This window comes from Chitinophaga pendula (genome assembly GCF_020386615.1).
GTDB classification, from domain to species: Bacteria; Bacteroidota; Bacteroidia; order Chitinophagales; family Chitinophagaceae; genus Chitinophaga; species Chitinophaga pendula.
Genome location: NZ_CP077769.1, coordinates 585,672 through 598,928 on the forward strand (window position 1 = coordinate 585,672; position 13,257 = coordinate 598,928).

Here is a 13,257-nt window from a genome sequence, read left to right on the forward strand (position 1 = left end):
AAGGCGTATCAAGAGCCGGCCGCCAGCAGTTGTCTGGCCTGGAGGCTGTCCTGGTTCATCTGGCTGATCAACGCTTCGATCTTGTCAAACTTGATATTGCCCCGTATATAGGCCACCAGCTCTACGCGTAGGAGCTGGTCGTAAATGTCCCTGTCAAAGTCAAAGATATGGGCCTCCAGCCGCAGATCCTCCCCATCAAAAGTAGGACGGGTGCCGATACTCATCACACCGTCTAAAGGCAGACTATGCAAGTCTCCTGACAGATATACCCGGATAGCATAGATACCCTCCGACGGGATCAACTTACGGTAGTCCGGCAACTGCATATTCGCTGTAGGATAGCCTAACTTACGGCCCATCTTATCCCCGTGTACAACATATCCTTCCAGGAAATAGGTATATCCCAGTAGCTCATTGGCGACCGAAATATGCCCTTCCCGCAGGTTATTACGGATCTTTGTGGAACTGACCGTCAGATCGTGCACCACCTGCTGAGGGATCTCGATCAGCTGATATCCATGACGCTCCTGTTCCAGCTCCAGCAACTCCAACCCGCCTTCCCGGTTATGGCCGAAACGGTGATCATACCCAATAATGATCGTATGAGGCCGGAACAAAGCCACCAGGAAGTCTTTGATATAGGATTGCGCCGGCATCTCTGAAAAGGCACGTGTGAAAGGTACCACCACCAGGTGGTCAATGCCATATCCTGAAAGCAAACGGATCTTTTCAGGCAAGGTCGTCAGCAAACGCAGGCTTTTATCATGAGGTGCCAGCACTTCACGGGGATGAGGATCAAAAGTAACGATCACCGTTTCTCCCGCACAGGCCGCAGCCGCCTGCTGCAATTGCCGGATAATATGGCGATGGCCGGTATGTACCCCGTCGAAAGTACCAATGGTGACGACAGCACGGCGAAAAGTCGGTAAATGATCAAGATCTCTGTGAACCTGCATAATTTATGTTGACAATCAGGAATTGACCTGCAAATCTACAGGTTATCCCAGTAATGAAAAAGTGAAAAGCCTTGTGACAAGAATCTTTTACTTTTGCGCTTAATTACTCATTATTAATTATCAATTATTACAGTGGATCAGAATATTTACGCCAAAAGAGGGGTCTCCGCCGGTAAGGAAGATGTACACAACGCTATCCGGAATATAGATAAAGGGCTATTTCCAAAGGCGTTCTGTAAAATAGTACCCGACATATTAGGCGGTGATGAAGCTTATTGCAATATCATGCATGCAGATGGTGCAGGTACCAAGTCGTCCCTGGCTTATGCCTACTGGAAGGAAACCGGTGACCTCAGCGTGTGGAGAGGTATTGCACAGGATGCGATCATCATGAATATAGACGATCTGCTTTGTGTAGGAGCCACCGAAAACATATTGCTCTCCAGCACTATCGGCCGTAATAAACAACTGGTACCCGGTGAGGTGATCGCCGCTATTATCAATGGTACCGAAGAAATATTGGAAGAACTGCGCAGCCACGGTATCAGCATTCACTCCACCGGCGGGGAAACCGCCGATGTAGGCGACCTGGTACGTACCATCATCGTAGACAGTACCGTTACCTGCCGGATGAGAAGAGACCAGGTCATCTCCAACCATAATATAGCGGCCGGAGATGTGATCGTAGGGCTTTCCTCCTATGGTCAGGCCTCTTATGAACATGAATACAATGGCGGTATGGGCAGCAATGGCCTCACCTCCGCCCGTCACGACGTATTCAATAAAACGGTAGCCACCCGTTATCCGGAAAGCTACGATCCCGGTATCCCGGCTGAACTGGTGTTCAGCGGCAAAAAGAACCTGACTGACAAAATAGAGATACCAGGTTTCGGCAGCATCGATGCCGGCAAGCTGGTACTGTCACCTACCCGGACCTATGCGCCGGTGATCAAACAAATATTGGCACAATACGCTGGCCGCATACATGGAATGGTACATTGCAGTGGCGGTGCACAGACCAAAGTATTACATTTCATCGATCAGCTGCATGTCATTAAAGATAACCTGCTGCCCATACCGCCACTGTTCCACCTGATACAGGAACAATCAGGTACCAGCTGGAAAGAAATGTACCAGGTATTCAACATGGGCCATCGTATGGAACTTTATGTACCACAGGAACTGGCACAGGGTATTATCGATATCGCAGCCAGTTTCAATATACAGGCCCAGGTCGTAGGCCGCGTAGAAGCTGCCGCACAAAAGCAGGTGACCATACAGGCGCCGGCCGGTACCTTCGTATATGCGGGATAGAAAATAATTGTAACAATAAAAAAAGCTGGCCATCATGGCCAGCTTTTTTTATTTAAAATGATCGGTAACAATAGGGCTACCGCTTTTTAGTTCGAAGATCATTGCGTGTGGAATCGGATAGTAAGGAAATAATTAGATGCGGCATTTTTCCCATCGATGGTAGCTGGTATCCAGTCTGGCATTTTATTCACTAGATCGCAGGCCGCCTCATCAAATCCATTTCCCTGGGGTTGCAGGGATTTTACGTCCGACAGTTTGCCTACCTCACTGATATGCATAGACACCAATACCGTAGCGGAAAGTTTGTCTTGCTGTGCTTTCCTGGGATACCGGAGACGGCTCGACATAAACCTGGCCAAAGCAGATTCTCCGCCCGGATAGGAGGCCGGCTGGCTATTGGGTCTTAGCCCGCTGTAGAATCGTACGGGTAGACTATAGCGTATTTTCACCGTTTTACCGTCTTGCTGTGCGGGGTTCCATACCGGCATTGAACGGACCATACGGATCGCTTCTTCATCCATCCAGGCTATCTGTTCCTCGGTCTGTCCGGCTTGCGGTTCCTGGGGCTTGCTGATCCGTATGAAGTCTGACAAGTGCCCGTTTTCATCCACAACAAACTGTATGTAGACGGTATGTTTTATCCATAATTGTGATGCGCCGAAGGAAGGATATCGCAAACTATCGTTCATAAATTTGTGTAAAGCATCTTCACCACCCGGAAAAGAGGGCATTGTAGCCGCATAGTCGGGTATTTCTTGCGCTTTAACCGTGATGACAGAGAGGAGAAAAATGGCCGCCGTCAGAAGGGCCTGCCTACAGTAGCGGGGTACAGAATAACACAGCATATGATTAGGTATTAATGGGGTTTATGCTGTAAAGCTAAACAACTTTTTTTATTTAGCACAAAATTAGGTTATAGCTCCTACTGTAGCGTAAAACGGATCGGCAAATTGAACTGAACGGCGACGTTATGTCCATCTTTCTTGCCGGGTATCCAGGCAGGCATGGCTTCGATAACCCTGATGGCCTCTTCTTCCAGGCCAAATCCCTTAACAGGCCCCATCGTTTTGATATGACTGATGGACCCGTCATTATTGATCTGCATTTGTATAAATATGGTCCCGCTTATCTGTTGCTGGTTGGCAGCTTTCGGGTAGCGAAGATGTTTATACAGGAAGTCCGATAACGCTTTTTCTCCACCAGGGAAAGCGGGTGGCTGCTCTACAAACGTAAACACTTCTTCCGCTTCTGGCACCGCCGGAGCAGGTGTATTTTCCTGCATGGTGAACCGTATCGGGAGATTGAACTGTACGCTTACTGCCTTCCCATCCTGTCGCCCCGGCGCCCATTTAGGCATAGCGCTTACGATCCTGACAGCTTCTTCTTCCAGGCCACCGCCATGGTGCTTGCCGACCGCTCTTACCTGTGTGACGGCGCCCTGTTCGTCGATGACAAACTGGATAAATACCGTACCCGAAATACCTGCTTTCTGCGCAGCCCGGGGATAACGGATATGTTTACCCAAATAACTACCCAGCGCACTTTCTCCACCGGGGAAAGCAGGGGCTTCTTCCACAAAATAATAGACCTTATCCGCAGCAACAGTCCTAGCAGGAGTATTGGTGGCAGATGTCCGCGTAGACAGCACGCTGCTTCGCATGGCCGGCAGTTGCATAGCGATTGTATCTGGTATGGACAAAGAAGCCTTCAGACCTTGCAACGGCTGCTCTGCCACAAACGCCAGCGAGCTAAAAATCAGCACAGTCAATGGCAATACCATAATGCGCCGGAGGTAACTGAAACGAGGAGTATGCAGCGAGGTCAGCATCCATATCCTGCGCTTTAGCGGATGATGGAAAAAGGGATTGACCAGTGTAAAAGAAGTAGTGCTGCCTAATGCCATTTGTAATATGGCATCGGCATATTCGGCGTGCTGCCCGCCGGCAGCTTTATGGTCAGCAATAAACTCATGTATGATACCCAACTCCCGGCGGTAAAAGTGGAAGAACGGATTGATCCAGCAAACAGCACTGACAATCTCCAGCAATAGCTTGTCGATGCTGTGCCGGTCTTTTACATGTACCAGCTCATGTCGCAATATCTGTTGCCCGTGCTCGCTTTCCGGTACGGTAACCGTATCCCAGAAGATATAATTGAAAAAGGAAAAAGGCGCAGAAACCTCCTCGCTGCGAATAAAATAAAAGGGCGGAATATAATTACCAGGATTATATCGGATCAGCCGCCCGATCTTCCAGGCGGCTTTAGCTATCCGGAAAAGCAAGACTATCAAGACGAGGCAGTATATCAGCAAGATGACCTGGTGATAGGTGATAGCCGGCACGCGCCGTGGCAACAGCTGTTCCCGCAACGTGATGATATGAGAGGTGTAAGCGATCACTCGGGGAGCTTCTGCCGTTGAGAGCCGCGGTAACGGGATGGCTAACAATGGCACCAGTAACGATACCAGGGTGGCCATAAGCAGGTAATAGCGGTTCCACTGATGAAAACGGTTATTTCGCAGGGCTAACAGGTAATAGGCATATAAAATGCCCGAACACAGTATGACCTTCATCAAATAAACCGGCAGCGCTCCCATAGACTTTTATTTTTTTGCTTGCTTGATCTGTTGTACCAGCTTCTCTAGCTCAGATACACTGATATCTTTCTCCTTTACAAAAAAGGAAACCATATTACTGAAAGAACCTTCAAAGTAGCCTTTGACAAAATGTTTCATGGTCTTACTGCTATAAGTGTCTTTGGTGATCAGCGCAAAATACTGGTGAGACTTACCATAAGCCTTAAAATCCACAAACCCTTTTTCCACCAATATTTTGATCAGGGTAGAGATGGTATTGTAATGCGGTTTGGGAGCAGGCATTTCATCAATGATCTCTTTTACAAATGAAGGCCCCAGCTTCCATAATACCTGCATGATCTGTTCTTCTGCTTTGGTGAGTGTTTTCATATTACTGACGATTAGCGGCAAGGTAGAATGTTGGTGATACTGCATCAATGGCAGTATCTCAAATGTATACCTATTCCTTTAGTTTGGCAACTACGTTTTTAGTTTCCCGCGGAGGTGTAAAATAAGGGATAGCAGACGGAGGGGCGGGGTATTTCTTTGCAGGGTCGCGTATATTTAGTTATTTTGTTGATATTAAACGTATAACTTAGAAGGACATGATGGCAGAGCAACCCACTATACAATTATCTAATGTGAATATATACCAGGGTAATTCACTGATATTGTCTGATGTGAATATCACAGTGAACAGGGGAGAATTTGTGTACCTCATTGGAAAGACGGGTACCGGCAAGTCCAGTTTGTTGAAAACATTGTATGGTGATCTGCCGTTGCGCGAAGGAGCCGGTCAGGTAGTTGGATTTGATCTGAAGAAGATGGACTGGAAAAAGGTACCGTATTTGCGTCGTAACCTGGGAGTAGTATTCCAGGATTTCCAGTTGCTGACAGACCGGAATGTGCATGATAACCTGAAGTTTGCACTCAAAGCCACTGGCTGGACCGATAATAAACAAATGGAAGACAAAATAACCGATGTGCTCGACAAGGTAGGTCTGGGTACCAAAGGATTTAAAATGCCTTATGAACTGAGTGGTGGCGAACAGCAACGTATTGATATCGCCCGCGCTATGCTTAACTCCCCTAAGCTGATCCTGGCTGATGAGCCGACCGGTAACCTCGATCCGGAAACCTCCGATGGTATCATGCAGCTGTTGTTCCGTATCTGCCGGGAAGACGGCACGACCATCGTAATGGCTACCCATGATTATATCGTGCTGCAAAAATTCCCTTCCCGGGTATTGCGTACAGAAAACGGACAGGTAGTGGATAACGCCGCCGTAAACTTTGCATAATCCCCCGTATAAATCAATTTATTGTGCTACCTTTGCGCTGCTTAAACGGTAGGATAACAGGAACGTCGGCCTGAGTTGCAAGCTGACCCCTGTGGAGGTAGAGACGTGACAAATTGTAATTCACGTGACGGAAAGTACAAGTTGTTAATGCGTTATTATTTAGCCTATTTCACTATATGATTGGTGTCGTAGTGAGGAAGGGTAGGTGTAATACATTAAAATTGTATTATTTCTCAAATTACCTTACCTTTGCACCGGAAAAATAGCGACGAAACTTTATCATTTTATTACATTTCATTTATTAAGATGTCTTACTTAACTGTTGAAAAGAAAGCCAATATTTTTAAGGAATTTGGCGGAAGCGAAAAAAATACAGGTTCTGTTGAAGGGCAAATTGCACTGCTCACAGAGCGTATCAACAGCATTTCCGGTCACCTGAAGGAAAACAAAAAGGATTTCTCCACTCACCGTGGCTTAATGAAGATGGTAGGTCAGAGAAAGCGTTTGCTCTCTTACCTGTCTAAAACTAACCTCTCTGGCTATCGTGCACTGATCGAGAAACTAGGTATCAGAAAGTAATTGTGACTTATTTTATAGCGCTATTCCCAACTTAAAAAGGTTGGGAATAGTTTTTTTATGTATACCTTTTTAACCTTCACTTTTTTATGAATCTGACACCTATTTCCGTTAAATTCGATATAGGAGATGGCCGGATCGTAACCATTGAAACTGGTAAGTTAGCCCGCCAGGCCGATGGTGCCGTAACGGTACGTCTGGGCAATTGTATCCTGTTGGCTACCGTAGTAGCAAACAAGGAGCCCAAACCAGGACAGTCTTTCTTCCCCCTTACCGTAGACTACCAGGAAAAATTTGCATCTGCCGGACGTATTCCCGGCTCTTTTTTTAAACGCGAAGGCCGTCTCTCTGACTATGAAGTGTTGATTTCCCGCCTGATCGACCGCGCGCTCCGCCCTTTGTTCCCTGACGATTATTTCTGCGAAGTACAGGTATTGGTAACCCTCATATCTTCTGACCCTGAAGTAATGCCGGATGCGCTTGCCTGTCTCGCTGCATCTGCCGCACTGGCCGTTTCTGACGTTCCCATCCAGGAGATCATTTCCGAGGTAAGGGTCGCCCGTATTGATGGTAATTACGTGATCAACCCCGGCCGTACTGACCTCGCTAAAGCTGATATGGACTTCATCATCGGCGCTACCGAGAAAAATATCATGATGGTGGAAGGGGAAAGTAAAGAGTGTAGCGAAGAAGATATGATCAAAGCGATAGAGATCGCTCATGCCGCCATCCGCGCACAGGTAAAAGCCCAGGAAGAACTGCGCGACCTGAAAGGCGTAATCGGTAAACGGGAATATACCAAACCTCACCAGAATGACGAACTCAAAGCAAAAGTGATCGCTTTTGCACAAGATAAAATCTACCAGGTAGCTAAAGCAGCTTCTGCCAAACATGATCGTGGTGATGCTTTCGCCAAGATCAGTGAAGAACTGGTAGAACATCTCGGTGAACTGCCGGAAGAAGATGCTCCGCTTGTACGCGAATACTTCCATTCCCTGGAAAAAGAAGTAGTGCGTAACATGATCCTCGACGAGTCTATCCGCCTGGATGGCCGCGCCCTTGATCAGGTGCGCCCGCTGGCGATGGAGACAGATATCCTGCCTTCGCCGCATGGCTCCGCCCTGTTTACCCGTGGTGAAACACAATCCCTCACCACCGTAACATTGGGTACACCGGATGATGAACTGCTCATCGAAAGTGCGGCTACTTCCAACTACAATAAATTTATCCTTCACTATAATTTCCCTCCCTTCTCTACCGGTGAGGTGAAACCAATGCGTGGCCCTGGCCGTCGCGAAGTAGGACACGGTAACCTGGCCATGCGCTCCCTCAAACAAATGATGCCGGGTAGCGATTACGCCTATACTGTTCGCGTAGTGTCTGATATACTCGAATCAAATGGTTCCTCTTCCATGGCAACTGTTTGTGCCGGCTCCTTGGCTTTGATGGACGCAGGTGTACCCCTCCCGAAACACGTTTCCGGTGTGGCGATGGGCTTGATCTCCCGCGCTTCAGATGGTAAATGGGCTGTACTGACCGATATCCTCGGCGATGAAGATCACCTGGGAGACATGGACTTCAAGGTAACCGGTACCCGCGAAGGTATCTGCGGTATCCAGATGGATATCAAAGTAGATGGCCTCAGCATGGATGTAATGCGCCAGGCACTTGAACAAGCACTGCGTGGTCGCCTGCATATCCTGGATGCCATGTACACTGCTGTACCTGCTGCCCGTCCGGAACCTAAACCACACGCGCCTCGTATGGAGAAAATAATCATCGACCGCGAATATATCGGTGCGGTGATCGGACCCGGTGGTAAAGTCATTCAGGAAATCCAACGCGAAACCGGTACTACCATTAATATTGAAGAAGTAGGCGAAACCGGTGAAGTAAGCATCTTCTCCGCTCAGCGGGAAGGCCTGGAAAAAGCATTAACCTGGATCAAAGGTATCGTTGCTATCCCCGAAGTAGGTGAAGTATACGAGTCTACTGTTAAATCCGTGATGCCATACGGTGCATTCGTAGAATTCATGCCTGGAAAACAAGGCTTGCTCCATATTTCCGAAATCTCCTGGAAACGCCTCGAAACAATGGAAGGCGTACTCACAGAAGGCGAAAAGGTAAAAGTAAAACTCACCGGTACCGATCCAAAGACCGGTAAGTTCAAACTCAGCCGCAGAGCCCTGATGCCTAAACCGGAAGGTTATGTGGAAAAACCGGAAAGAGAAGAGCGTGGAGATCGTGGTGACAGAGGTGATCGTGGCCCTCGTCGCGATGACAGAGGTGGTGATCGTGGCCCTCGCCGCGATGACAGAGGAGGAGACCGTGGCCCCCGTCGTGATGACAGAGGCGGCGATCGTGGCCCTCGCCCATCAACACAACCAGATAATCCCACCTTTGATGAATAGTCGTCAAACCAATTTTCAATAAACGATGACAGCTGCCTCCCAAGGGCAGCTGTTGTTATTTTAATCCCCTCCAGGTCCACTTATCATACCCTGACCACCACTCCTAACATTTTTTATACGACATTGGAATATAAAAGCTATTTTCATAATGATTGATCTTAATGACCTGTAGTTCCACGTCGTGAAAATGTATTCGCTATTCTTTAAACGGAAACTCGGCTTATGCGCGATCTGTTTACTGTAGCCTTGTCAAACATAACTATCCGACGACCTCCCTCACCCGGCAATAACAACCCATCCAACCATCATAGAACCAGCATATCATCCGGCGACGTATCTCCGGACCACTTTACTATAAATAACAAAAAAGCCTGATCAACTGATACAGGCTATTTTTGTAATCTACACGTATGTGAATGGAATAGTAGGCGAATGGATCAACTTTTCGTATGCGCAAACTGCTCTACGAAAAAAGCACTCTCCCGGAAGATCTCCTTCCCGTTAGGCAGTTTAAATAACTTATATACCTGCCCGTCGATATCCTCAAAATGAAGCAGGTACTGCTGTGCAGTAGCCTTGTTACTTTTTTCCACCACCCGGACAACACCGTCCGATAATAACTGCGAAAGCACTTCCTCAATGTAAGGAAGTAGGATACCCTCGCTGGTTGTCCAGAAAAGCGTGAACTTATCCGTACTATATTGTAAATGTTGATGCGAAGGATCCGCCAGGTAAGCAGCCGCCATTTCATAATGCGACTGTACCTCTGCCGGCGACAAACGGCCAAATTGTATGCAATGGAATTGTTTATTACTATAACAATTGTTCTTCAACGCAGTATCCAGCCGGGTGAAATATTCCTGCAGATCATCCCGGTTGATCACCAGCCGGCAATGTTCATTCTGATAAATGATAGAGTCAGTAGCAGCTTCAAAAGGGAAAGGTTTGATGACAGTCTGTGCAGATACACACAGGCCAGCCAGGCAGCCCATGAGCAGGAACAGTAGTTTTTTCATAGATATAGTATTTTTTATATATGCTAATATAGTATGTTATCTTCATATATAAAAAGTAATTCCCGCTAACATGCCGGCACTACCCGGATCGTAGGGTAGTAGATACGGCCATCTGCGCGTTGTACGCCCGGGCGACGGCCAAAATCTTGCTCCTGGTACATTGCACGCACTGCCCGCAGGAATTGCAGTAGTGGGTCATAATCTATGGCTGTGATACCTGCTGCTGCGCCAGTTGCAGGCGGGAGTGGGGAAGAAGTAACATGGTTGTACATAAGACGGGTTTTACGACATTAACTATAAAAGGGAAGGTGCACACGATCTCTGTACTAAAGGACGCAAAAAATAAGGTAAAAGGTGTTAATTCGAGGTTAACCGGAACATCTTTATCTTTGCGGCCTATGTCTCATTTTGCTATTACAATTGCGTGCCCGCAAGAACTGACCGATATATTGATCGCCCAGCTGTCTACGTTGGGATTTGAAGGGTTTGAAGAACAGCCTGCTGCCCTTATCGCGTACATTCCGGAAGAAGATTTTGACGAAACAAGTTTGAAAGAAGTGCTCCAGCCACATGCTCTTACCTATGCAGCGGAAAGGATCGCGCAACAGAACTGGAATGCTGTTTGGGAAAGTAACTTTGAACCAGTATTGGTAGATGATTTCTGTGGTATCCGGGCTGGCTTTCATCCCCCCTTTATCACCGCACTTACCCACGAGATCATTATTACCCCTAAAATGTCATTCGGCACCGGCCACCATGCAACTACCTCTTCTATGATACGCCTCATGAGCGAACTTGATTTCAGAGGCAAAAAGGTGTTCGATTTCGGTACCGGAACAGGTATACTAGCCATCCTGGCAGAAAAAATGGGTGCCGCTCATATCGATGCCATCGATAATGACGAATGGGCCGTTGAAAATACACAGGAGAATATCGTGATCAATGAGGCCGCTCATATTAGCATATGGCGGGCAGACAGCCTGTCTGAAATAGAGGGCACCTATGACCTTATATTAGCGAATATCAACCGCAACATACTCCTGACTTTCATGGCCGATATGCGTCGCTTGTTACATCCGGGGGGCATCCTGCTACTGAGCGGAATACTGACAACCGACGAAGCGACCATCCTGGAGGCTGCTGGCAAACAGGGGCTGGAAATGACCGGTAAAGCAGAAAAAGATAATTGGCTCGCCCTTAAATTAATAGCACGATAACAATAGAGATTAATAATCGCTATATGAAATAGGTTGATTTTCTATTTTTTGCCGAAAAGATTCTGGATAATTTCGCGTAATATTAACGTAGAATTTGTTATCTTAGCATTCCTAACTTGTTGTGATGATAGAATTATTATTCCTTTTCTGTGCCTACCTGATAGGATCTATACCCACCGCTGTGTGGGTAAGTAAGGGTGTATTCGGTATGGACATCCGGGAGTATGGCAGCGGCAATGCCGGTGCTACCAATACTTTCCGGGTACTGGGTCCAAAAGCCGGCACCTTTGTAATGATGGTAGACATGATCAAAGGAATATTGGCTGTTCGCCTTTCCTACTTGTTACCGTATTATCAGAACCCTGAACATCTTACCCAATTGGTAAATTTCCAGATAGGGCTGGGGCTGGCCGCCGTTGTAGGACATATCTTCCCGATCTGGGCAGGTTTCCGCGGAGGTAAAGGGATTGCTACCCTGTTTGGTCTGGCATTAGCTATACAGCCGCTGGTAGCCCTCTGCTGTGTAGGGGTGTTTCTGATGATATTATTCCTGACGCGTTATGTGTCGCTCAGCTCTATTATCGCCAGTATTGCATTTCCAATTCTCATCCTGTATATCTTTAACGAGCCCGAAGTCTTTTATCGCATCTTTGCCATCGCCGTAGCGCTCATGGTGGTATTAACCCACCAAAAGAACATTACCCGCCTGCTGAAAGGTAATGAAAGCAAAGTGCCCCTGTTTAAAAACAGAAAGCCTTTCCGTCGTAAATAATTTTACCATTCCCATTTACGTACTACTTACCTGACCTACTTCTTCAAAGTGGCAAGCATCGTGTATTTGGCACAGCGATTGCTTTAAACTGGCAGATTTAACTTTTTATCAACTGTATTTGTTATACTATTAGTATGGGTAGTAACAAACAGAAGAACGCTACAATAATTTCACGCGCTCTATTAACTGGCTGTCACTAACTTTGCCTTAAGAAAGGCACCCTGGGCGTATGAGAGAACCAAACATTTTACCGGCTGATAGAGCGCTATCAAACAAATTGATTTCACCCATGAAAAACACCGTACTTTTTTTTGCTGCTGGCCTGGGATTCCTGGCGTCTTGCACGCGTGTACCTATCACCGGCCGTAGCCAGCTTAATCTTATTCCGGAAAGCACCATCCAGCAGATGGCCCTGCAGGAATATCAATCCTTCTTATCCCAGAATCATGCAGTTTCTCCTACCGTAAGTAAGGATGCTGATATGGTCAAACGGGCTGGCCAGCGCATCGCTGCCGCTGTTACACGCTATATGAACAATAATAACATGGGTAACCAGGTTGCTAACTACAAATGGGAGTTCAACCTGGTGAACAGTAAGGAGGTAAATGCCTGGTGTATGCCGGGAGGAAAAGTGGTCGTGTATAGCGGCCTACTGCCCGTTACCCAGAATGAAACCGCACTTGCCTGCGTAATGGGCCATGAAATAGCCCACGCAATCGCCAGACATGGTAACGAACGTATGAGTCAGGGATTAGTTGCACAAGGTATACAGGTGGCGGGCGCTGTCGCATTAAACCGTAACCCGCAGGCCCAAAACCTGTTCATGCAGGCTTTTAACGTAGGTGGCCCACTCGGACTGATGGCCTATTCCCGTCAGAACGAACTGGAAGCCGATCACCTGGGATTGATTTTCATGGCCATGGCGGGTTATAATCCTCAGGAGTCCGTTCCCTTCTGGGAACGTATGGCTAAAGCCGGCGGTGGCAATAAGCCCCCGGAACTGCTCAGTACACACCCCAGCGATCAGCGTCGTATCAGTCAGCTGCAGCAACTGATGCCGGAAGCCATGAAATACTACACACCGATAAAATAACTGTCATCCAGCTAAATAACTTATAC

General features: G+C 47.4%; 13 protein-coding genes. 7 read left to right on the top strand and 6 right to left on the bottom strand.

Features of this window, described 5'->3' with window-relative positions; translation table 11 throughout:
* Positions 1-8: 8 nt before the first annotated feature.
* Complete coding sequence (locus KTO58_RS02330; RefSeq protein ID WP_095840927.1) at positions 9-956, bottom strand: bifunctional riboflavin kinase/FAD synthetase; 948 nt, start codon at positions 954-956, stop codon at positions 9-11.
* 132 nt (positions 957-1,088) lie between these two features.
* On the opposite strand from KTO58_RS02330, the gene KTO58_RS02335 reads away from it, so the two are divergent.
* Positions 1,089-2,270: an AIR synthase related protein gene (locus tag KTO58_RS02335; RefSeq protein ID WP_095840926.1), complete on the top strand. Its 1,182-nt coding sequence runs from the start codon at positions 1,089-1,091 to the stop codon at positions 2,268-2,270.
* Positions 2,271-2,368: 98 nt separating this feature from the next.
* Here KTO58_RS02335 and KTO58_RS02340 read toward each other — a convergent pair whose 3' ends face one another.
* From KTO58_RS02340 to KTO58_RS02350, 3 genes are all read right to left on the bottom strand, one after another.
* Entirely contained in the window at positions 2,369-3,115 is a 747-nt protein-coding gene (locus KTO58_RS02340; RefSeq protein ID WP_095840925.1) for a TonB family protein, read from the bottom strand.
* A 77-nt stretch (positions 3,116-3,192) separates the two neighbouring features.
* Positions 3,193-4,866, bottom strand: coding sequence for a M56 family metallopeptidase (locus KTO58_RS02345; protein WP_095840924.1), 1,674 nt, complete (start codon positions 4,864-4,866; stop codon positions 3,193-3,195).
* Positions 4,867-4,872: 6 nt separating this feature from the next.
* A complete protein-coding gene (locus tag KTO58_RS02350) occupies positions 4,873-5,235 on the bottom strand; it encodes a BlaI/MecI/CopY family transcriptional regulator (protein WP_095841743.1) in 363 nt (120 codons plus the stop codon).
* A gap of 215 nt (positions 5,236-5,450) precedes the next feature.
* Between KTO58_RS02350 and KTO58_RS02355 the strand changes: the two genes are divergently transcribed.
* The 3 genes from KTO58_RS02355 (at position 5,451) to KTO58_RS02365 (ending at position 9,133) form a co-directional block, all read left to right on the top strand.
* Complete coding sequence (locus tag KTO58_RS02355; protein WP_225860018.1) at positions 5,451-6,146, top strand: cell division ATP-binding protein FtsE; 696 nt, start codon at positions 5,451-5,453, stop codon at positions 6,144-6,146.
* Between the two features lie 306 nt (positions 6,147-6,452).
* Positions 6,453-6,725 carry a 30S ribosomal protein S15 gene (rpsO, locus tag KTO58_RS02360; protein WP_095840923.1) on the top strand — a complete coding sequence of 91 codons (273 nt, stop codon included), beginning with the start codon at positions 6,453-6,455 and terminating at the stop codon, positions 6,723-6,725.
* A gap of 86 nt (positions 6,726-6,811) precedes the next feature.
* Entirely contained in the window at positions 6,812-9,133 is a 2,322-nt protein-coding gene (locus KTO58_RS02365; RefSeq protein ID WP_095840922.1) for a polyribonucleotide nucleotidyltransferase, read from the top strand.
* A gap of 437 nt (positions 9,134-9,570) precedes the next feature.
* Here the strand turns inward: KTO58_RS02365 and KTO58_RS02370 are convergent, their stop codons facing one another.
* Positions 9,571-10,149 (bottom strand): hypothetical protein, encoded by a 579-nt coding sequence (locus KTO58_RS02370; protein WP_095840921.1) that lies wholly within the window; start codon positions 10,147-10,149, stop codon positions 9,571-9,573.
* 65 nt (positions 10,150-10,214) lie between these two features.
* Positions 10,215-10,421 (bottom strand): hypothetical protein, encoded by a 207-nt coding sequence (locus KTO58_RS02375; RefSeq protein WP_157753240.1) that lies wholly within the window; start codon positions 10,419-10,421, stop codon positions 10,215-10,217.
* Between the two features lie 126 nt (positions 10,422-10,547).
* Here KTO58_RS02375 and prmA point away from each other — a divergent pair, with 126 nt between their 5' ends.
* From prmA to KTO58_RS02390, 3 genes are all read left to right on the top strand, one after another.
* Positions 10,548-11,366 (top strand): 50S ribosomal protein L11 methyltransferase, encoded by an 819-nt coding sequence (prmA, locus tag KTO58_RS02380; RefSeq protein ID WP_157753238.1) that lies wholly within the window; start codon positions 10,548-10,550, stop codon positions 11,364-11,366.
* Between the two features lie 124 nt (positions 11,367-11,490).
* Positions 11,491-12,138: a glycerol-3-phosphate 1-O-acyltransferase PlsY gene (gene plsY / locus KTO58_RS02385; RefSeq protein ID WP_095840919.1), complete on the top strand. Its 648-nt coding sequence runs from the start codon at positions 11,491-11,493 to the stop codon at positions 12,136-12,138.
* A 289-nt stretch (positions 12,139-12,427) separates the two neighbouring features.
* On the top strand, positions 12,428-13,231 hold the full coding sequence (locus KTO58_RS02390) for a M48 family metallopeptidase (protein WP_095840918.1): 804 nt from the start codon (positions 12,428-12,430) through the stop codon (positions 13,229-13,231).
* The last annotated feature ends 26 nt before the right edge of the window (positions 13,232-13,257 follow it).

Bases quoted from the DNA above. Each gene is read 5' to 3' on its own strand.
- KTO58_RS02355 (WP_225860018.1), top strand. From the start codon at position 5,451: ATGATGGCAGAGCAACCCACTATACAATTATCTAATGTGAATATATAC.
- KTO58_RS02350 (WP_095841743.1), bottom strand. From the start codon at position 5,235: ATGAAAACACTCACCAAAGCAGAAGAACAGATCATGCAGGTATTATGG.
- rpsO (WP_095840923.1), top strand. From the start codon at position 6,453: ATGTCTTACTTAACTGTTGAAAAGAAAGCCAATATTTTTAAGGAATTT.
- KTO58_RS02330 (WP_095840927.1), bottom strand. From the start codon at position 956: ATGCAGGTTCACAGAGATCTTGATCATTTACCGACTTTTCGCCGTGCT.
- KTO58_RS02390 (WP_095840918.1), top strand. From the start codon at position 12,428: ATGAAAAACACCGTACTTTTTTTTGCTGCTGGCCTGGGATTCCTGGCG.
- KTO58_RS02345 (WP_095840924.1), bottom strand. From the start codon at position 4,866: ATGGGAGCGCTGCCGGTTTATTTGATGAAGGTCATACTGTGTTCGGGC.
- KTO58_RS02340 (WP_095840925.1), bottom strand. From the start codon at position 3,115: ATGCTGTGTTATTCTGTACCCCGCTACTGTAGGCAGGCCCTTCTGACG.
- KTO58_RS02370 (WP_095840921.1), bottom strand. From the start codon at position 10,149: ATGAAAAAACTACTGTTCCTGCTCATGGGCTGCCTGGCTGGCCTGTGT.
- KTO58_RS02365 (WP_095840922.1), top strand. From the start codon at position 6,812: ATGAATCTGACACCTATTTCCGTTAAATTCGATATAGGAGATGGCCGG.
- prmA (WP_157753238.1), top strand. From the start codon at position 10,548: ATGTCTCATTTTGCTATTACAATTGCGTGCCCGCAAGAACTGACCGAT.
- plsY (WP_095840919.1), top strand. From the start codon at position 11,491: ATGATAGAATTATTATTCCTTTTCTGTGCCTACCTGATAGGATCTATA.
- KTO58_RS02375 (WP_157753240.1), bottom strand. From the start codon at position 10,421: ATGTACAACCATGTTACTTCTTCCCCACTCCCGCCTGCAACTGGCGCA.